The sequence below is a fragment of the Amycolatopsis sp. WAC 04182 genome (assembly GCF_003947465.1).
Lineage (GTDB): Bacteria > Actinomycetota > Actinomycetes > Mycobacteriales > Pseudonocardiaceae > Amycolatopsis.
This window is the reverse complement of sequence record NZ_QHJJ01000009.1, coordinates 223,325-242,857: the sequence shown is the minus strand read 5'-3', so window position 1 is coordinate 242,857 and position 19,533 is coordinate 223,325. Positions and strand designations below refer to the sequence as shown.

At 69.1% G+C, this 19,533-nt stretch carries 19 protein-coding genes; 10 read left to right on the top strand and 9 right to left on the bottom strand.

Annotated features, from left to right (window positions below; genetic code table 11):
• Positions 1-2 precede the first annotated feature (2 nt).
• Positions 3-668: a thiamine phosphate synthase gene (gene thiE / locus DMH01_RS38545; RefSeq protein WP_125683763.1), complete on the top strand. Its 666-nt coding sequence runs from the start codon at positions 3-5 to the stop codon at positions 666-668.
• A 79-nt stretch (positions 669-747) separates the two neighbouring features.
• Here thiE and DMH01_RS38540 read toward each other — a convergent pair whose 3' ends face one another.
• A complete protein-coding gene (locus tag DMH01_RS38540; RefSeq protein ID WP_125683761.1) occupies positions 748-1,458 on the bottom strand; it encodes a hypothetical protein in 711 nt (236 codons plus the stop codon).
• A 149-nt stretch (positions 1,459-1,607) separates the two neighbouring features.
• Between DMH01_RS38540 and DMH01_RS38535 the strand changes: the two genes are divergently transcribed.
• Positions 1,608-2,546 carry a threonine/serine dehydratase gene (locus DMH01_RS38535; RefSeq protein WP_125683759.1) on the top strand — a complete coding sequence of 313 codons (939 nt, stop codon included), beginning with the start codon at positions 1,608-1,610 and terminating at the stop codon, positions 2,544-2,546.
• Between the two features lie 43 nt (positions 2,547-2,589).
• Here the strand turns inward: DMH01_RS38535 and DMH01_RS38530 are convergent, their stop codons facing one another.
• Both DMH01_RS38530 and DMH01_RS38525 read right to left on the bottom strand, forming a co-directional pair.
• Positions 2,590-4,095: an MFS transporter gene (locus DMH01_RS38530; protein WP_125683757.1), complete on the bottom strand. Its 1,506-nt coding sequence runs from the start codon at positions 4,093-4,095 to the stop codon at positions 2,590-2,592.
• A gap of 91 nt (positions 4,096-4,186) precedes the next feature.
• Positions 4,187-4,942 carry a GntR family transcriptional regulator gene (locus tag DMH01_RS38525; RefSeq protein WP_005160527.1) on the bottom strand — a complete coding sequence of 252 codons (756 nt, stop codon included), beginning with the start codon at positions 4,940-4,942 and terminating at the stop codon, positions 4,187-4,189.
• A gap of 140 nt (positions 4,943-5,082) precedes the next feature.
• Here DMH01_RS38525 and DMH01_RS38520 point away from each other — a divergent pair, with 140 nt between their 5' ends.
• Both DMH01_RS38520 and DMH01_RS38515 read left to right on the top strand, forming a co-directional pair.
• Positions 5,083-6,126, top strand: a complete 1,044-nt coding sequence (locus DMH01_RS38520; RefSeq protein WP_125683755.1) for an SIS domain-containing protein — start codon at positions 5,083-5,085, stop codon at positions 6,124-6,126.
• Positions 6,123-7,097, top strand: a complete 975-nt coding sequence (locus DMH01_RS38515) for an N-acetylglucosamine kinase (protein WP_125683753.1) — start codon at positions 6,123-6,125, stop codon at positions 7,095-7,097. Before DMH01_RS38520 ends, DMH01_RS38515 begins: the two co-directional genes overlap by 4 nt.
• 84 nt (positions 7,098-7,181) lie before the next feature.
• On the opposite strand, the gene DMH01_RS38510 is transcribed toward DMH01_RS38515, so the two are convergent.
• Positions 7,182-7,865, bottom strand: coding sequence for a DUF3159 domain-containing protein (locus tag DMH01_RS38510; protein ID WP_125683751.1), 684 nt, complete (start codon positions 7,863-7,865; stop codon positions 7,182-7,184).
• A gap of 273 nt (positions 7,866-8,138) precedes the next feature.
• Here DMH01_RS38510 and DMH01_RS38505 point away from each other — a divergent pair, with 273 nt between their 5' ends.
• From DMH01_RS38505 to DMH01_RS38480, 6 genes are all read left to right on the top strand, one after another.
• Positions 8,139-8,978: an SGNH/GDSL hydrolase family protein gene (locus DMH01_RS38505; RefSeq protein WP_125683749.1), complete on the top strand. Its 840-nt coding sequence runs from the start codon at positions 8,139-8,141 to the stop codon at positions 8,976-8,978.
• Positions 8,979-9,140: 162 nt separating this feature from the next.
• A complete protein-coding gene (locus DMH01_RS38500; protein WP_233621846.1) occupies positions 9,141-9,857 on the top strand; it encodes an OmpA family protein in 717 nt (238 codons plus the stop codon).
• A gap of 7 nt (positions 9,858-9,864) precedes the next feature.
• On the top strand, positions 9,865-10,293 hold the full coding sequence (locus DMH01_RS38495) for a hypothetical protein (RefSeq protein WP_034308226.1): 429 nt from the start codon (positions 9,865-9,867) through the stop codon (positions 10,291-10,293).
• A 91-nt stretch (positions 10,294-10,384) separates the two neighbouring features.
• On the top strand, positions 10,385-10,861 hold the full coding sequence (locus tag DMH01_RS38490; protein ID WP_101610959.1) for a hypothetical protein: 477 nt from the start codon (positions 10,385-10,387) through the stop codon (positions 10,859-10,861).
• Positions 10,858-11,742, top strand: a complete 885-nt coding sequence (locus tag DMH01_RS38485) for a hypothetical protein (protein WP_007033450.1) — start codon at positions 10,858-10,860, stop codon at positions 11,740-11,742. Before DMH01_RS38490 ends, DMH01_RS38485 begins: the two co-directional genes overlap by 4 nt.
• 161 nt (positions 11,743-11,903) lie before the next feature.
• Positions 11,904-12,554 (top strand): DUF4190 domain-containing protein, encoded by a 651-nt coding sequence (locus DMH01_RS38480; RefSeq protein ID WP_125683747.1) that lies wholly within the window; start codon positions 11,904-11,906, stop codon positions 12,552-12,554.
• Positions 12,555-12,762: 208 nt separating this feature from the next.
• Here DMH01_RS38480 and DMH01_RS38475 read toward each other — a convergent pair whose 3' ends face one another.
• The 5 genes from DMH01_RS38475 to ectA all read right to left on the bottom strand — a co-directional run bounded on the left by DMH01_RS38475 (position 12,763) and on the right by ectA (position 19,364).
• Positions 12,763-15,552, bottom strand: a complete 2,790-nt coding sequence (locus DMH01_RS38475; RefSeq protein ID WP_125683745.1) for a BTAD domain-containing putative transcriptional regulator — start codon at positions 15,550-15,552, stop codon at positions 12,763-12,765.
• 673 nt (positions 15,553-16,225) lie between these two features.
• Complete coding sequence (thpD, locus tag DMH01_RS38470) at positions 16,226-17,125, bottom strand: ectoine hydroxylase (protein ID WP_125683743.1); 900 nt, start codon at positions 17,123-17,125, stop codon at positions 16,226-16,228.
• A 24-nt stretch (positions 17,126-17,149) separates the two neighbouring features.
• On the bottom strand, positions 17,150-17,539 hold the full coding sequence (locus tag DMH01_RS38465) for an ectoine synthase (protein ID WP_007033454.1): 390 nt from the start codon (positions 17,537-17,539) through the stop codon (positions 17,150-17,152).
• A gap of 44 nt (positions 17,540-17,583) precedes the next feature.
• Positions 17,584-18,834 (bottom strand): diaminobutyrate--2-oxoglutarate transaminase, encoded by a 1,251-nt coding sequence (gene ectB, locus DMH01_RS38460; protein ID WP_125683741.1) that lies wholly within the window; start codon positions 18,832-18,834, stop codon positions 17,584-17,586.
• Between the two features lie 38 nt (positions 18,835-18,872).
• Positions 18,873-19,364 carry a diaminobutyrate acetyltransferase gene (gene ectA / locus DMH01_RS38455; protein ID WP_125683739.1) on the bottom strand — a complete coding sequence of 164 codons (492 nt, stop codon included), beginning with the start codon at positions 19,362-19,364 and terminating at the stop codon, positions 18,873-18,875.
• Positions 19,365-19,533 lie beyond the last annotated feature (169 nt).

Sequence of the window (19,533 nt, the reverse complement as noted above, 5' to 3'; positions counted from 1 at the left end):
CCATGCCCACCCTGTCTGGTTCGCTGATCCGCGCCCGGCTCGCGGACGCCCGCCTGTACCTCTGCACCGACGCCCGGTCCGGCCGCGGCGATCTCGCCGAATTCGCCGACGCCGCGCTGGCGGGCGGGGTCGACATCATCCAGCTGAGGGACAAGACCGGCGGTGCGCCGATCGAGGCGAAACACGAGATCGCCGCCTTGGAAGTGCTGGCCGAGGCGTGCGAGAAACACGACAAGCTGCTGGCGGTGAACGACCGCGCGGACGTCGCGTTCGCTGTCGGCGCGCACGTGTTGCACCTCGGCCAGGACGACATCCCGGTGTCGCTCGCCCGCCGCGTGCTCGGGGACGACGTGGTGATCGGCCGGTCCACCCATTCGGCCGAACAGGCCGCGGCCGCCGCCGAAGAACCCGGCGTGGACTACTTCTGCACCGGCCCGTGCTGGCCGACGCCGACGAAGCCCGGCCGGACCGCCCCGGGGCTCGGCCTGGTTCGCTCGACCGCGAGCCTGGGAACGACGCGGCCGTGGTTCGCGATCGGCGGGATCGACGCCGAGCGGCTGCCCGAGGTGCTGGACGCGGGGGCGTCGCGGATCGTCGTCGTCCGCGCGATCACCGAGGCCGAAGACCCCGAAGCGGCCGCCCGCACCCTCCGCTCGGCCCTCCCCTGACGCCACGCGTTTCGTCCTCTGAACGCGGTAGTCGGCAGCGCGAACTACCGCATCCAGAGGACGAAATGCGGGAAGAGGGTCAGGGCACGGGGGTGTTCGAGGCAGGCGGGGCCGAGGGGGTCGTCGGGGGCGCCTGGGAGGTCGAGGGCGTCAGAGACGGCGCTGTCGGTGTTGTCGGGGGCGCCTGCGTAGTGGTGGGCGTCGTCGACGGGGTGGGCGTGGTCGACGGCGTCTTCTCGGGCTGGTTGTCCCGAGTCTCGGTAGGGGTCGTCGCCGGCGGGGTGTCGTGCTTGTCCTGCCGATCCTGCGCCTGACCGCCGCCGATGATCTTCCCTATGGTCGTCCCGGTCCCCCCGCCGAAGGTCTTCCCGGTCGCCCCCTCGAAGCCGGTGATCGCGACGAGCGCCACCGCGAACGCCACCACGCTGACGCCGGCGATCACCGCCCAGCGCGGTTTGAACTTCCGCCCGGACGGCTCTTCCTCCTCCGCGGGGGTGAGCCGGACGGTCTCCTGCTCCGCCGGGTCGAGCACCTTGCGGCGTGCGGGGACGGTCAGCACCACTCGCGCCTTCAGCGCCGCGTCCTTCGTCCGTTGCAGCGAACGCAGGTACAGCTCGCCGCCGAGCGTCGTGATCACGCTCGCCAGCCCGGCGCCCGCCACCGTTCCGGCCACGCCGAGGGTGGAACCCAGCAGCGCCGCGGTGATCGCGGCCATCGCGGCCGCCGTCACCTGGATGATCCGGCCCTGCTTTTCCGTCTTTTCGGTTTTCTCCGTGCTCTCCTTGGTCATGATCCCGTTCTGCTGCTAGTCGGTCCTCACCGGTCCTAACGAATAAGGCGCACGGGATGCTCCCCGCGTTGTCCGCACGTGAGCAGCGCCACGCTCTCTGTCCAAAAAGGACTGTCCGTGGCTCACGAATCCTTGACATAATCGGGCAGATGAACCTGGTATCGATCGAGGAAATCCGCGACGCGGCGAGCCGTGTCAAAGGCGTCGCGGTGCGCACCCCGTTGCTGGAACAAGGGTGGGCGCCGTTGTGGCTCAAACCGGAAAGCCTCCAGCCGATCGGTGCTTTCAAGGTGCGCGGCGCCTACAACGCGATCGCCGCGCTGGACGAAGATCAGCGCGCTCGCGGCGTCGTCGCGTTTTCCAGTGGCAACCACGCGCAAGCGGTCGCGTACTCGGCGAAGCGATTCGGGATCCCCGCGGTGATCCTCATTCCGGACGTCGCCCCGCGCGCCAAGGTCGAGGCCACCAAGGCGCTCGGCGCCGAAGTCATCGAGGTCCCGATCGACGCGCAGGAGTCCTCCGCGCTTGCCGTCGCCGAGGAACGCGGGCTCACCATGATCCCGCCGTTCGACCACCGCGACGTCATCGCCGGGCAGGGCACCGTCGGCCTGGAGATCGCCGAAGATCTGCCGGACGCCGGCGTCGTGCTCGTGCCGCTCAGCGGCGGCGGGCTGGCCTCGGGCGTCGGCACGGCGATCAAGGAACTGGTGCCGGACGCGAAGATCATCGGTGTCGAGCCGGAGCTGGCGGGCGACACCGCCGAGGGCCTGCGCGCGGGCAGGCGGATCGAGTGGCCGATGGACCTGCGGGCGCGCACCAGCGCCGACGGCCTGCGCGCCCAGCCGTCGGACCTGACGTTCGCCCACCTTCAGGCGGTGCTCGACGACGTCATCACCGTTTCGGAGGAGGAGATCCGCGAGGCCGTGCGGACGCTGGCGCACCGGGCCCGCCTGGTCGCCGAGCCGAGCGGGGCCACCGCCACCGCCGCGTTCCTCTCCCACCGGGAGGCGCTACCGCCGGGCAAGGTCGTTTCGGTCGTTTCGGGCGGCAACCTGGACCCGGCGACCCTGGCCGGCCTATTGGCGTAACTCGCGTGATCGGGGGCGTAACTCGCGTGATTGGAGGCGTAACTCACGCGTGTCGGCCGGGGTGGACGTGCGTCGGGGGCGAGTCGACGCCGCAGTGGAGACATTCACCCGGGTGCGGTGACTCGTCGGTCTCCTCGGCCGAGGACGTGTCGAGGACGCCGTTGTGGATGCCGAGCGCGATCAGCCCGCCGCCGATCGCCAGGGCCGCGCACACCAGCAACGCCGTCCGCCAGCCCGCGGTGAGCGCCACCGGATCGGCGTAGGCGGCGCCGGACAGCCCGGCGACGGCGGGCAGGACGGCGATCGCGAGCAGGCCACCCGACCGGGCGATGGCGTTGTTGACCCCGGAGGCGACGCCGGCGTACCGGTCCGGCGCGGCGGCCAGCACCGTCGCGGTCACCGGCGCGACGACCGTCGCCAGCCCGGCGCCGAAGACGACGACGGCGGGCAGCACCGACCCCAGGTACGAAGATCCCGGCCCGACCCGCATCAGCAGGAGCATGCCCACGCCGACCAGGATCGGGCCGACGACCAGTTGCGTACGCGGCCCGATCTTCTGCGCGAGTGCGCCGGACCGGCCGGAGAACAGCAGCATGATGACGGTGATCGGCAGCCCGGCGAGCCCGGCCGCGGTCGGCGAGTAGCCCAGCGACACCTGAAGCTGCATGACCATCAGCATCATCACGCCGCCGAGTGCCGCGTAGACGACGAAGGTCAGCGCGTTGGCGAGGCTGAACGTCCGGTCGCGGAACAGTTTCGGCGGCACCAGCGGATCGGCCGAGCGGTGCTGGATCACCAGGAACGACCCCAGCCCCGCGACGCCGAGCACGATGGCGACCAGGACGACGACGTCGCCGATACCGCGTCCGGGTGCCTCGACCAGCGCGCCGGTCAGCCCGGCGAGCCCGATCGCGCCGACGGCGGCCGCGAGGAAGTCGGGATGCCCGGTCGCCTCCTCGTCGCGGGACTCGGGCACGTAGCGCCGGGCGAGCAGGACGCAGACCGCGGCGAGCGGCAGGTTGATCAGGAACGCCAGCCGCCACGACCACACCTGCACGAGGACGCCGCCGAGCAGGGGGCCGATCGCCGCCGCGATACCGCCGAGCCCGGACCAGGCACCGATCGCGCGGGCCCGGTCTTCGTGGGCGAAGGAGGCTTGGAGGATCGCGAGCGAGCCGGGCGTGAGCAAAGCTCCCCCGATCCCCTGGAGGATCCGGGTCGCGACGAGCATCTCGGTGGTCGTCGCGGCGGCGCACAGCCCGGAGGCGACGCCGAACCAGACGACGCCGACGATGAACATGCGGCGACGGCCGTAGCGGTCGCCGAGGGATCCGGCGACGAGGATCAGCGCGGCGAGCGCGAGCAGATAGCCGTCGAGGATCCATTGGAGGCCCGCGACGGACGCGTCGAGTTCGTCGCCGATCCTCGGGAGCGCGACGTTGATGATCGTCCCGTCGAGCATCGCCATGCCCGAGCCCACGATCGTCGTCGCGAGCACGCCGCGCGCCACGGGCGTTCCCCACCGGATCCCCGCCGCCGTGTCAGTCATGGGACGACTGAATCACGACGACCGGGCCCGGGCCACCGCGAAATCGGGAGGAATTCCGGAAAGGCGATCTTTCCCGGAATTACCTGACTCGTCAGGGAAGCAGCGTGGTGACGAATTTGTAACGGTCACCCCGGTAGATCGCGCGCGCGAACTCGACCGGTTTTCCGTCGGTGGCGAAGGAATGCCTCGAAAGGAGCAACATCGGCATTCCGACGTCGGCGCCGAGCATCTCCGCCTCGTGCGGTCCGGCGAGGGCGGTCTCGATCGTTTCCTCGGCCCTTTCGAGCTCGACGCCGTAGTGCTCCCTCAGCACGGCGTACAGCGAACCACCTGCGGAAACGTGTTTGCGCAAACCGCGGAAGCGGCCGAGCGGGAGATGCGTGGTCTCGAGGGCCATCGGCTGCGAATCGGCCAGCCGGAGACGGCGAAGGCGAAGGATCTTCGCGCCGACGCGGATTCCGAGCAGTTTCGCCAGATCGGCTTCGACGGGCAGTTCGTCGATCTCCAGCAGCTTGGACGACGGCTTGAGCCCCTGCTTGCGCATGTCCTCGGTGTAGGACGACAACTGCAGGCGCTGCGCGAGTTTCGGCTCGGCGGCGAAGGTGCCCTTGCCCTGCACGCGGTGGAGCCTGCCCTCGGCGGTGAGGTCGGCGAGCGCCTGCCGGACCGTGGTGCGCGAAACGGTGAATTCCCCCGCCAGCGCCCGTTCCGTCGGAATCGGCGAGCCGGGCGGCAACGCGTCGAGCAGATCGAGCAGATGCTGTTTCAGCGCCCAGTACTTGGGTTCGCGCTGTCCGCGCATCCCTGCCGTAGCGCCCGCCTCACTCGCGGTGGTTGTCTCCAACATGACCGACTCCCTAAGCCTTCCCACTCAAACGCGCACCGTCCCCGCTAGGAAACGTACCCTTCACCACAAACGTCCATTCGGGCTAGCATTGGTCTAGACCTACTCGGGGGACGAAGTACGTCCCGGTGGAAGGGAACGAGATGACCGAACAGCGCCCCGGCGAGCACATGGCCGCGGAGATCTCCCAGCAACCCGCCATTCTGGCAGGAATCGTGGAGCGACAGGCCGAAATCGCCGAGGTGGCCGAAGCCATCTCCAAGCGCCCGCCCAGGTTCGCACTCCTCGCCGCCCGGGGCTCCAGCGACCACGCCGCCCTGTATGCGAAGTACCTGATCGAAGTACTCCTCGGTCTCCCCTGCGGTCTCGTCTCACCGTCCACCGCGACTCTGTACGGCGCCCGTCCCGATCTGCGGGACGTTCTCTTCATCACAGTAAGCCAAAGCGGTGGATCCCCGGATCTCATCGAGGTCACCGAAACCGCGCGTCGCCAGGGAGCGCTGACCGTCTCGGTCACCAACACCCCGGAGTCGCCGCTTCGCGCCGCCGCCGAACTCGGTGTCGACATCGGCGCGGGACTGGAAAAGGCGGTGGCCGCCACCAAGACCTACTCGGCCACCTTGCTTTCGCTTTACCTTCTGATCGACGCGGTCCGCGGCGGCAAGGGCGCGGACGCGGAGAAGCTCGGCGAATTGGCCCAGGCCACCCTCGACGGCTCCGAAGAAGGCGTGCAGCGCGCGGTGGACCGGTACCGCTTCGTCGACCGGGTGCTCACCACCGGCCGCGGTTACTCCTACGCCACGGCGCTGGAGGGTTCCTTGAAGCTGGCCGAAACCAGCTACCTCGCGGCCCGCGCGTACAGCGGCGCGGACCTGTTGCACGGTCCGGTCGCCGCGGTCGACGGTGAGACCGCGGTGCTCGCCGTGACGAGCCAGGGACACGGAGTGGGCGCGATGCAGGAGGTCCTCGAAGCCGTCGGCAAACGCGGCGCGGACGTGCTCGCGGTCGGCTCCGCTTCGGCCGACGTGCCCGCGGCGCTGCGGATCGGTGTCGCGCCGTCCGCCGAAGAGGTCGCCCCGATCCTGGAGATCCTGCCCATCCAGCGGATCGCGCTCGGCCTTTCGCTGGCGCGCGGCGGTGACCCGGACAGCCCGCGCGGGCTGCTCAAGGTGACCAAGACCCGGTGACCCACGTCGTAGGTGTGGACGCCGGAGGCACGTCGACGCGAGCGATCGCCGTCGACGCCTCCGGCGCCGTCCTCGGTACCGGGCGCGCGGGCGGGGCGAATCCCAACTCCCATCCGCCGTCGGAAGCCGCGGCGCGGATCGCGAGCGCGATCACCGGCGCGCTCGGCGGGCTGGACCCGGCCGAGACCGCGGCGTGCGTCGTCGGCATGGCGGGCGTCAGCAAACTGAGCGATCCGGCGATCGCGGAGATCTTCGAAGCCGCTTGGAAGGACACGGGGATCAGTCCGGTGCGGACGGTCCCCGACCCGGAGGTCGCCTACGCGTCGGCGACTTCCGCGCCGGACGGTTCGGTGCTCGTGGCGGGCACCGGGTCGATCGCCGGCCGGATCCGCGGCAGGCGGATGGTGTCCACCGTCGGCGGCTACGGCTGGTTGCTCGGCGACGAGGGTTCGGCGTACTGGCTCGGCCGTGAAGCCGTTCGCTCCACTTTGGATGTTCTGGGCCGCGGCGGCGATCCCGGTCCGCTCGCGCGCGCCGTGCTCGCCGAAGCACTCGGACCGTCCGCAGTGGACCCGGCGAGCGACCGGTCGCCGCTGTGGCGCGCGCTCATCACGAGCGCCAACGCCGAAGCCCCGATCCGGCTCGCCAGGTTCGCCCCGTTCGTCAGCGAGGCCTACCGCGAAGGCGATCCGGCGGCGGACGAGATCACCACCCGCGCGGCCGCCTTGTTGGTGACGAACGTCATGGCCGCCCGGGATCCGGGGGAGGACACGCCGGTCGTCCTGGTGGGCGGCGTGTTGTCGCCGGAGGGGCCGGTGGGGGCGAAGGTCCGTGCCGAACTCGACGGCATCGAGGTCCTGACCAGCACCGACGGCGTGCTCGGCGCCGCTTGGCTGGCCGCCGTCGACGCCTTTGGAGAAGGGGCGCCGCGGCCGGCCCCACCCTGGAAAAACACCAAAAACGAGCCCTAAAAGACCAAACCATCGACTCCGGGGCCGAACTCCGGGTACCGTAGGACCCGGCCCCCGGACCCTCCCCCCTCGCCGGGGGCCGCCTTATGTCCTGGGCAGCCCGCCGGGCGCGGAATCCGAGGGGTCCCCGTTCTCCTCCACCACCCGCAGACCGGGATGTTCCGGAGGCAACGTGCGGTACAGCACCCAGCCGCTCACGGCGACCGTCACCGCGACCAGCGGCCACGAGAGCACCGTCCGCGCGATGCCGAGCGCGACCACCTGCCCGCTCCACCACAGCGAGCCGTACACGACCACCCGCAGCGTGTACTGGAGGAAGACCCACACCCAGCTCGCCCGCGAATACGCGCGCAGCAGCTCGGGATCGCGGCGCCATCGGGTCTTCTGCCCGATGACGAGCCCCACCACGACGCCGAGCAACGGCCACCGGACCACGATGCTGGCCGCCCACAGCAGCGCGCTGGCCACATTGGACAGCAGCTGGATGAGGAAGAAGTCTTCGGCACGGCCGGTGTGCAGGGCGATCAGCGCGGCGGCGATCACCGCGGCGAGGCTCACCAAGACCGCGCGGGCCTTGTCGCCGCGCGCGACCCGGTACCCGCCGAGCAGCACCGCCACCCCGATGGCCACCCCGGCGCCCCAGGCGATCGACTGGCCGGCGATCAGCCAGCCGAGGACGAAGGCCGCGGGCGGGATGCTCGCGTCGATGGCGCCTCGCCGCCCGCCGAGGATCTGGGCGAGCGACTCGCGCGAGGGTCGTGAGGTCACCCTTACAGCCTGCCGGATCTATGAGCCCGAACACCCGGGCGGGGAGACGTTCGCCACATACCCTGTCCGGTTTACGCCCACTTGAGGGGAATCTACGCAGCCCAGGAGTGTACATCCCAGTAATGGAGATGCATGGACGTCCGACAAAATAAGAGACTGTGTCAACGGGCTGAACCACGGGTTTCGGTCAGGTGGGATTGCAGGGGCGCTCTCAGCTGTTAGTTGTGGTGTACAAGTACCAACCGGGGGCACACGGACGGAAGGGGACCCAACGTGTACGGATTCGACAGCTACGTGGCGATCGGTGACAGCTTCACCGAAGGACTCAACGACGGCTTGCCCGACGGCAGCTTCAGGGGCTGGGCGGACAGGCTGGCGGAGATCCTCGCCGAAGGCAGGCCCGACTTCCAGTACGCGAACCTCGCCCTCCGCGGGAAGATGCTCGACGAGATCCTCGAAGAGCAGCTCCCGATCGCCCTCGCGGTGAAGCCCGACCTGGTCACCCTGTGCGCGGGCGGCAACGACATCATCGTGCCCGGCGCGGACGTGGACGCCGTCGCCGCGCGGCTGGAGGCGGGGGTCGCCAAGCTGCGCGAGGCCGGGATCCCGGTGCTGATCTTCAACGGGCCGGACACCAAGTACCTGTCCGTGATGCACGTCCTGCGGGGGAAGGTCGGCATCTACAACGCGCATCTGTGGGCGATCGCCGACCGGCACGGCGCCAAGATGGTCGACATGTGGGCGATGGCCCCGCTGCACGACCGCCGCGCCTGGAGCGACGACCGGCTGCACTTCACCCCCGAGGCCCACCGGCGGATCGCGCTGCGCGCGGCCGAGGTCCTCGGCGTCCCGGTCGCCGACGACTGGCGTGAGCCGTGGCCGGCGTCCGAGGAGCCGAGTACCTGGATCACTTCGCGCCGCTCTGACCTGGAGTGGACGAAGGCGCATCTGCTGCCGTGGATCCGCCGCCAGCTCAAGGGCGAGTCCATGGGCGACGGACTGTCCCCGAAGCGTCCCCAGCTCGCGCCGCTGCTCCCGCTGGAGCAGATCGAGACGACGGGCGTCACCCTCCCGGCCGAGCCGCTGCGGGAGATCCACCACCACGCGAGCTGAAGGGGGACTTTCCCCTCATCTGGCGCCGCGAAGGGGCCCTTCAATGCATCTGATGCCGTGAAGGGCCCCTTCGGCATCTAAGTCACCCGATCGGGTTATGTGCGTGGTGGACCGGGGTCCGGCCGGTTCGCCAACCGGTCTGACGCGGCTTACAGTCCCTTCATGCCCGGTACACGCTGGAGCCGCTTGCTGCCTACAGCGCTGCTGGTCACGCTCGCCTTGACGGCGATCTCCGTCTGGTCGGCCTCGGACGACATCGAGGCCGAGCTGACCGCGCGCGCCAAGAACGCGCTCGCCGACGTCGGCGTCTCCGGCGGCCAGGTGAGCTTCTCCGGCCGCGACGCGAACCTCACCGGCTTCCCGCCGGACAAGGCCGCGCAGGCGATGGACGCCATCCAGCGGATCGACGGGGTCCGGACGGTCGAGATCTCCGGCGACACCGCCCCGCCCGCGGGCCCGGTGACGACCAGCGGCGAGCCGCCGAGCCAGCCGCCCCCGAGCCCGCCGCCCAGCCCCGCGCCGACGTCGGCCAAGCCGGTGGACAAGGCGGGCTTCCAGGCCGAGATCGACCGCCTGCTGGCGGCCACGCCGATCACGTTCGAACCGGACACCACCGAACTCACCGCCGACGGCGAACGCGGCGCGCTGGAGATCGCGAAGCTGCTCACGGACGCGCCCCGCGAGCTGAGGTTCCGGATCACCGGGCAGGTCGCGACCGGTTCGGACCGGAAGCTCTCGATGAACCGGGCGCTGACGGTGGAGCGGCTGCTGGAGCGCAACGGGGTCAAACGCGACCAGGCGTACTCCACCCAGCGCAGGAACTCCGACGGCGCGAACGGCGAGGGCCGCCGCGTCGACATCACGGCAGAACAGAGGTGATGGCCTGATGCTCTGGCTCTTCGGGCAGATCTGGCTCTGGCTGCTCATCTCGTTCGCACTCGGCTGCGGCGTCACCTGGCTGCTGATGCGCGGCGAACGACGTGAGCGACCGGCCGCGGAACCGGTGGCCCGCGAGCCGGAGCGCCCGGCACCGGTCCCGGCCGAGCCGGAGCCCGAACCCGTGCCCGAGCTGCTCTCCACCGAACGGACGCAGTTCCTCCCGCCCGCGCGGATCCAGGACGACGACGAGCCGTACGACCAGGAGGCGGAAGGCCATCGCGAGGGTCAGCTGACGCCGGAACCGGTGCGGGCCTACCACCCGGAGCCGCCGGAACCGGCCGCCCGCAACGGCGAGGGCGGCCACGAACCCGAACCCGTCTGGCCGAGCGACGAGGACTGGCCGCCCGCCGGACACCGGCCGGGGCAGGGCGGCTGACACTCGCCTGGTAAATTCGGCTACGCACTGTGAGCGGGACGCCGGGTACGTTTCTTCGATCGGGAGCTCCGGCACACGAAGGAGGCTCCGATTGGCGCTCCCCTATTGGACGCCGCACAACCTGCTGCCTCCTGGCCGCCATCCCGCCGATCTGGCCGACGTCTACGAACGGCTGGTCTTCGACGCGCCGCACCAGAACGACCGTGAAATCCTGTTCAGCGCACTGAACAGCTACCTCGGTGTCGCCCGGCGGATCATGCCGACCGGCCGCGCGTGGATCGGCGGCGATCTGACCGCCAGGACCCCGCACGCGCCGCTCGGGCTCGACGTGGTGCTGATCCCGGACGAATGGGGCGCGCTCAAACGGCTCGACGACACGGGCCGCTCGGCGCTGTACGGGTTGCTGACCTTGCGCGGGGTCATCGTTGGCCAGCCCGCCATGTACCTGGACCAGGTCCAGCCGGTCGGCGGCATGCTCGACGGGTTCCTCTGCCGCCCCGGCGACGAGGAGATCTGGGAAGAAGTGTGGGCATCGGGTGGCAGGGGAATTCCGGAAGTGATCTGGTGAGGAACGAATTCCGGCGTATCGCCGACGAGATCCCCGGCGGCACCTGGCTCGACGACCTCGCACGCGCGTCGGCGATGGCCGCATACGCGAAGTTCGAGCGCACTTCACGGTCGCCGCTGCTTCGCGTGTCCGTGCTCGGCGAGTCGCATCTGGACGCGTACACCTTCTCCGACATCAGCCGCGCTTTGCAGGACGCGACGGCGAAGATCGGGCACATCATCCGGAACCCGTCGGGCGAGGTGACCTTCGTCCAGCCCGCGGACCGGGAGAAGGCCCCGCTGATCCAGCGTGGGCAGGCGGGCAACGCGATCTTCTTCGGCTTCCCGGAACCGGCGCTCGACGACGCGCTCATCCACGACGGGATCGAGTCGCTGTCCGAACGCGCGGTCAAGGAACTGTGCGACTTCCTGCCCGCCAACGGTTCCGACGACGGCGCGCTCGACGCGGTGCTGCTGCAGCGGGACACCGTCCGCAACGCGGTCAGCGACATCGTCAACGCGGTCAGCAAGCACGCCGGGATCGGCATGGCGCTGACCCCGACCGCCGGCGACGAGCTGACCCGCAGCATGACCACCGAACAGGCCCGGATCCTGTCCGGAAGCCTGCGCGAGTCGCGTGAGGCCGTCGGCTACGAGACGGTCAGCGGCAGGCTGGACGGCGTCCGCACGCGGCGCCGGATCTTCTATCTCGAACGCGAATCGGGCGGCACGATCCAGGGCGCGGTCGCGCCGGATCTGCTCGACGAGATCAAGGAGAACCTGGACCGGCCGGTGACCGCGCGGCTGCGCGTCGTGCGCACCACGACCATCGACGGCCGCCGCGGCCGCCCGGTGCACGAACTGCTGGAGATCACCCCGGAAGTCAGCCTGTTCGATCAGTGATCGGGTTTCCGACATTCGGCGATACCACAATTCTCGTCAGAAAATATCGGTGACCGCTTGATCATCGTTGAATAATGACTTTTTCCGGCAGGTAACAATTTCGGCCATTGCCCCGAACGATGGGTTAACGTCTTCGGACGGAAGCCTCCGAAAGGGCATGTATGCCGACCGATCCACCTGTCCCGCACCCGCCTGCCACCCGCTACGGCCCTGGGTTCGCCGCGCACGGAACACGCCACCGCAAACCCAAGAACGGCCTGGTCATCGCGGGTTTCCTGGTGGGACTGGCGGCGCTCGGGGTCGCCTTCGTGCCGGTCGCCGGGATCGCCGCATGGCCGCTCGCCGTGACCGGTGTGATTCTTTCCGTGATCGGTTTGACCAAAATCAAGAAGGGTGAAGCGGACAAGAAGGGAATGGGGATCGCGGGGCTCGCGCTTTCGATCGCCGGACTGCTGGCCGCGGGCGGGTTACTGGTCTACACCAGTTTCTTCGCCACCGGCGAGTCGGGACTGCACGTCCCGGCGGTCGCCGGGGACAAGAACACCGTCGAGTTCGTCGTCAGCGCCTCCGGCGGCGCGACCATCCGGTACGGCTCGCTCAACGACCAGCGGACCGAGACGACCCCGGCCAGCACCGACGAATGGCGCGGCACGGCGTCCTTCAACTCGGGCGACTACCTGCTCACCGTCACCGCGGACACCCGGAACTCGACGGTCAGCAACCAGATCGCCTGCACGATCCTGGTCAACGGCAAGAAGGTGGCGGAGAACAAGGGCCAGACCATCGCCCTGTGCACCGCCGGCACCGGCTGATCCCCGCCTGGCGGCCGGCCGGTATCGCCCCCACCTCCACCGGCCGGACCGCCACGAGCCGCTCCTGGCGGCTCTTCAGACGGACCCGGAACCGGATCCGCCCGAGCGCCGATCACTACCGCATGCCCCTCCCCTAGGGCTCGATCGACACTGAATCGGACCCTACGCGCGTGCGCGGCGAGGCCACTAAGAATCCGCTAAGGATCACTCACGGACTTTCGTCGAGGTCCGTGAGTTCCGCACGGACCAGTGCGGCGAGCTTGGGATTGGCGTCCGCGAGGATCTTCAGCGCGAGCGCGAATTGTTCGCGGGCACCGTCCACATCCGACCCGGCCCGCAGCACCCTGCCCAGCGTCAGCCGCAGGACGCCCTCCTGGAGGACGAACCGTCTGCTGATCGTCAGGTCCACGGCTTCCCACACGTACCGCTCGGCCGCGGCGAGTTCGCCGATCCGCATGCTCAATTCGGCCAGATTGTTCAGCGAGACGACAACGTAGCTTTCGTCGCCGAGGGCCCGGTCGATCTCCAGCGAGGCGACCTGATGCCCGATCGCCTCGATGAACCGCCCGGCCCGCTTTTCGGCCTCGGCGCAGTTGTTGAGCGCCTGCCCGCGCAGTTCGAGATCGCCGGTCCGCTCGGTCTCCTCGACCGCCCGCCGCAGCGTCCTGATCGCCTCGTCGTGCCGTCCCAGCAAGGTCAGCGCGGAGCCGAGGTGGATGTTCGCGGAGACCGTCAACCGGTCGTCACCGATCGCGGTCGCGAGTTCCAGCGCGCGTTCGGCGTCGGCTAGGCAACCCTGCGGCAGCTCGAAGGTGAGCGCGATGGCGCAGCGGGAGATCAGCATCCAGCACCGGCCGAGGACGTCGCCGGATCGCTCGGCGGCCTCCAGCCCGATCGCGACCAGCCGCGTCCACTCGTCCAGCAACGGATACACCGCGCGATAGGTGTGCGCGACCCTCGCCAGCCGCCAGACGTCGTCGTGGCGTCCGGCGGCGCGGGCGGCTTCGAGGACCTCGATCAGGTTCTCCCATTCCGCGGTGAACCAGTCCTGCGCCTCGTCGAAGGAGCCGATCGGCGGCGTCTGCGCGTCGGTCAGCGCCCCGGTGAAGTCGAGCGGGTCGACGATCCGCAGCATCTTGCGCCGGGCCCGGTCGGCGACGGCCTGATAGAACCGCACCGAGCGCGACAGGACGTCTTCCCGGTCGGCCTCGTCGAGTTCGTTCTCCGCCAGCTCACGGAGGAACAGGCGGACGAGATCGTGCGGGACGAAGGAGTCGCGGCCGGTTTCGGCGAGCAGGTTGTGCGCGGCGAGCACCCGCAGATGCCGCCGCGCCTCGGCGACGGTGATCCCGCCGATCGCCGCCGTCAGATGCGAACCGGCCGAAACGCACTGGACCACACCGAGCCGCAGGAACGTGTTCGCGACCTCCGGCGGCAGTCCCCGGAACGAGACGTCGAACGCCGCGCGGACGCCGTCGTCCGGGCCCTCGACGTCGAGCGCGGCCAGCCTGGTCCGTTCGTTGCCGAGTTCGTCGACCAGATCCTGCGCGGACCACTGCGCGCTGGCGGCGAGCCGGGCGCCCGCGATCCGCAGCGCCAGCGGGAGATAGCCGCAGAGCCGGGCGAGCGCGTGGTTGAGGTCGAAACCGGCGGGCCCGGCGAGTTCCTCGATCAGCCGGACGGCGTCACCGGGTGCGAGAGTGCCGAGCACGCGCAGTTTGGCGGCGTTGGACACCGCGAGCCCGTCGAGCCGGGAGCGGCTGGTCACCAGCGTCATCGACCGCGAACCGGGCGGCAGCAACGGCCGGACCTGCTCGGCGCTCCGGGCGTTGTCGAGGATGACCAGCATCCGGCGTCCGGCGATCATCGAGCGGTAGAGGGCGACGCGTTCGTGGACCTGGTCCGGGACGCCCTCGGCCGGGACGCCGAGCCCGAGCAGGAACTGGGTGAGCAGGTCGGCGGGCTCCAGCGGCGGATGCTGCGGGTCGAAACCCCGCAGCGAGGCGAAAAGGATGCCGTCGGGGAAGCGGCGGCCCGCGCGATGCGCCCACCACACCACCAGACTGCTCTTGCCGATCCCGGCCGTCCCGGTGACCACGCCGACCGCCGTCTCGCCCGCTTCGGCGCGCTCGGCGAGTTCGTCCAGCCAGGCGAGATCGGCTTCGCGTCCGGCGAGGTTCGGCACCGCGGGCGGCAGCTGCTGGACGGGCGCCGCCTCGGCCTTCGGTTCCGCGGCGACCTTGACCGGCAGGTCGTCGTTGAGGACGCGTTCGTGCAGCCAGCGCAGGTCCGCGCCGGGTTCGACACCGAGCGTGCGCAGGGTCGCCCTCGACACCGTGCGGTAGAGCTCGAGCGCGTCGCCGCGGCGGCCGGCGTGGTACAGCGCGCGCATCAGCTGACCGGCCGTGCGCTCGGCGAGCGGGTTCGCGCGGACGAGCGGGCTGAGCTCGACGATCAGTTCCGCGTGCCTGCCCAGTTCGAGGTCCGCGTCGACCCTGGCGCCGTGGACGGCGAGCCGAAGGTCCTCCAGTTCGGGAGCGCGGACCGACCCCGGCACCCCGGCGAGCGCGGGCCCCTGCCAGAGCGCGAGGGCCTCGGTGAGCAGTTCGGCCGCTTTCTCCGGCTCTTCCGCCGAAGCCCGCTCCAGCAGGGACCGGGCGCGGTGGACGTCGATCCGCTCGGGTTCGACGGTGAGCTGGTAGCCGGGCGGCGCGGTGAGGATCCGGGCGCCGTGCGGATGATCGCCCTGGATGCCCCGGAGCACGCGCCGCAGATGCGAGACGTTGCCGTGGACGATCGTGCGGGCCGTGGCCGGCGGGTCGTGCCCCCAGAGCGCGTCGATGATCTCGTCGAGCGCGACGACCTTGTTGACCTTCAGCGCCAGCAACGCGAGCAGGCCGCGGACGCCGGGACCGCCGACGGGCACCGGCCGTTCGCCGTCGAGGAGACGTACGGGACCGAGGAGTTGGAAGCGGGCAGGGGAACCGCTTTCGCCCATGACAAGCCCCCCTCCTCCGATCTCTCCCCTTACCGGAGTAGCCAACCTACCGCGCGGAGACGCCGCCAACCAGGACGCACGAGGTCGTGAAGGCCTCCTTCCCTACTTTCAGGGTAGGGAAGGAGGCCTTCACGACCTCGGCGATACGGACAAAGGGCGCTAAGCGGGCGGGTTGCGTCCACTGTGGACTTCGGTTGCCGGTGACCGGCGCTCTCAGGACACAGACAGGCTTGCCGGAGCCACACAGTCGCCGCGGATAGCTCGTGAAGGCCGCTTCCTGCGGCTCAGCCGAGGAACTCGACCTTCCCAAGTACATGAAGGCCCCCTTCATTGCGCTAGACGCAATGAAGGGGGCCTTCATGTACTTGGGGGCTCACGAAAAGCGCGCCAAGAGGAATCACTCACGAAAAAGAAAAGGCTCCGTGCCATCAGTCCCGATCTGATGGCACGGAGCCGGGAGATGTCCGATTTGGGCCGCCTGGGGGCGCGACCCACACCGGACATCGGCGTCCACGTCCGTCCGGGTGGGCTCACCCCGAGCGAAGAACCCGTTCGGTCGTCGACAACACCTACGTGAGCGAGCCCACTGGCCCGCTCACGTGGCGACAACGTAACAGGGCGCACACCGACGGCTACAAGCGCCCCGCCATGGCCTTCGCGACCTGCGGTTTCGTCAGCGCGTCAACGGGGTCGAGTCGCGGCCGGCGATGAACGCCGGACGCGGTTCGATCGCGGCGAACGGCTCCTGGAGCGCGTTCTCGACGCTGTTGAACACGACGAAGATGTTCGACCTCGGATACGGCGTGATGTTGTTCGAAGAACCGTGCATCACGTTCGAGTCGAACCAGAGCGCGGAACCGGCCTGACCGGTGAACTGGTCGATTCCGTATTCGGCGGCGAGTGCGGTGATGTCTTCCTCGCTCGGGACGCCGACCCGCTGCTCTTTCAGCGAACTCTTGTAGTTGTTCTCGGGGGTTTCCCCGGCGCATTGGACGAAGGTCCGCTGCGAACCCGGCATCACCATCAGCCCGCCGTTGAACGGGTAGTTGTCGGTGAGCGCGATGGAGCAGCTGACCGCGCGGGGCACCGGCATGCCGTCCTCGGCGTGCCAGGTCTCGAAGTCCGAGTGCCAGTAGAACCCGGTGCCCTTGAAGCCGGGCATGTAGTTCACGCGGCTCTGGTGGATGTAGACCTCGGAGCCGAGGATCTGCCGCGCCCGGTCGAGCACACGGGGATCGCGGACGAGCTCCGCGATCAGCTCGCTGGTCTCGTGGACGTCGAAGATGGAGCGGACCTCACCAGTCTTGGCCTCGGTGATCACGCGCTCGTCGTCGCGGTGGTCCCCCGACGACATCCTGACGAGTTCCTGCCAGTAGGTCTGGACCTCGCCGGGCGACAACAACTGGTCGACGACGGTGTAACCACGCGTTTCGTGGTTCGCGAGCGTGGCCGCGTCCAGGGGACCGTCGACCTCGGTGCCCCAGACGGTGGGGTGCGTCCTGGGCAGGTGTTCGGGCTTACCCGTGATGCGGGTCGGGTAACTGTCGTCGACTCGGGTGTCGGTCAGCGTCAATGCAGTCGCCTCCTCGAGCGATTTCTAGGGTTCGGTGACGAGCGGGTACACGCCGTTTTCGTCGTGGACCTCGCGGCCGGTGATGGGCGGGTTGAACACGCAGACGCACTTGATCTCGGTCTTGGGCCGGACCTGGTGCTTGTCGTGGTCGTTGAGCAGGTACAACGTGCCCGGCTTCAGCTGGAAGACCTCGCCGGTCGCGGTGTTTTCGAGCTCGCCCTCACCAGAGGTGATGAACACCGCTTCGATGTGGTTCGCGTACCAGAAGTCGTTGACCGTCCCGGCGTACAGCGTGGTCTCGTGCACCGAGAAACCGACGCCCTCCTTGGCCAGCACGATGCGCTTGCTGCGCCAGTTCGGGGTCTTGATGTCGGCGTCGGTGTCGGTGACCTCGTCGAGTGTTCTGACAAGCAACGGAAAACTCCTTCTCGTTCCTGGTTGAGGGCGGTCGGTTCAGGTCAGTTGAGGACCGAGGCGACGGCTTCGTCGATGATCGCCAGGCCCTTGGTGAGCTCGTCGTCGGTCAGCGTGAGCGGCGGGAGGACCTTCATGACCTCGCCGTCGGGGCCGGAGGTCTCCATCAGCAGCCCGCGCTCGAACGCGGCGGCGCAGACCTTGCCCGCGAGGTCGCCGTTGGCGAACTCGATGCCCCGGGCCAGGCCGCGGCCCTTCGCGAAGAGGTTCGCGTCCGGGTACGCCTCGACGATGCCCTGGAAGGCGGCGGCGATGCGCTCACCCTTGGCCTTGGTCGACTTCTCCAGCTCGTCGTCGCTCCAGTAGACGCGCAGTGCCTCGGTCGCGGTGACGAACGCCGGGCTGATGCCGCGGAAGGTGCCGTTGTGCTCGCCCGGCTCCCAGACGTCGAGGTCCGGGCGGATCAGCGTCAGCGCCATCGGGATGCCGTAGCCGCCGATGGACTTCGACAGGCAGACGATGTCGGGTTTGATGCCCGCGTCCTCGAAGCTGAAGAACGGGCCGGTGCGGCCGCAGCCCATCTGGACGTCGTCAAGGATCAGCAGGATGCCGTGCTTCTTGCACAGGTCGTCCAGCGCCTTGAGCCACTCGACGCGCGCGGCGTTGATGCCGCCCTCGCCCTGCACGCCCTCGACGATCACGGCGGCGGGCTCGTTCAGGCCGCTGCCGGAGTCTTCGAGCAGCTTCTCGAAGTAGAGGAAGTCCGGGATGGAGCCGTCGAAGTAGTTGTCGTACGGCATCGGGGTGGCGTGCACCAGCGGGACACCCGCGCCGCCGCGCTTCATCGAGTTACCGGTCACCGAAAGGGCGCCCAGCGTCATCCCGTGGAAGGCGTTGGTGAAGTTGATGACCGATTCCTTGCCGGTCACCTTGCGGGCGAGCTTCAGCGCGGCCTCGACCGCGTTCGCGCCACCGGGGCCGGGGAAGACGACCTTGTAGTCGAGCTCCCGCGGGCGGAGGATCTTCTCCTGGAACGTCTGGAGGAAGTCCCGCTTGGCCACCGTGAACATGTCGAGCGCGTGCGTCACGCCGTCACGGGCGATGTAGTCGATCAGGGCCCGCTTCAGCGCGGGGTTGTTGTGCCCGTAGTTGAGCGCGCCCGCCCCGGCGAAGAAGTCGAGATACGCCTTGCCGTCCTCGTCGTACAGGTAGCTCCCCTGCGCCCTGTCGAACACGACCGGCCAGCCGCGGCTGTAACTGCGTACCTCGGATTCGAGTTCCTCGAAAATGCTCATCACGTTTTCTTTCTCCCTGAGATCCCCGGATTTACGTTCTATTGACTGCTGAGCGGACCGATTCGATACAGGTCCTCCTGCTCATGCGTTCCTTCCTCGGCCGGGAAATCCGTCGCGGAGAACAGATCCTGGCGTTCCACGGTGGCGTCCCACCGCTTGGCGAACGAGGCGAACAACCGGATCGAAGCCTCGTTGTCCGGGGTGATCGTCGTTTCGAGGTACCGGACGCCCTGGGCGGTCAACTGGCCGAACAGCTCGTCGAGCAGAGCTCCGGCCAGGCCTTTTCCTCGCTGGGACGCGTCGACCGCGACCTGCCAGACGAAGCCGACGTCCTGCTTGCGGTACCCGATCACGAAGCCGACCGGGGTGCCGTCGACTTTCGCGACGACCGAGGTGTCGGCGAAATCGTGGCACCACAGCAAATAGGCGTAAGGCGTGTTGAGATCCAGCTTCTTCGAATCGCGGGCGATTCTCCAGAGCGCGGCACCGTCTGCCTTGGTCGGATTTTCGATCAAGTGCTTTCCGGACATGTCCAAGAAACGTACCGGAGGATTCGGGCGCGGTCAGATCAGCGCGGCGGCGGCAACGCGGCTACCTGCAACAACCCTGAAACACACGTGACAAAGGTAACGGTAACGTTTAAAGCGCAGCACTTGTGGGCAAGGCCGCTTCGCTGCGGTCTCACTGCATGTGACGATA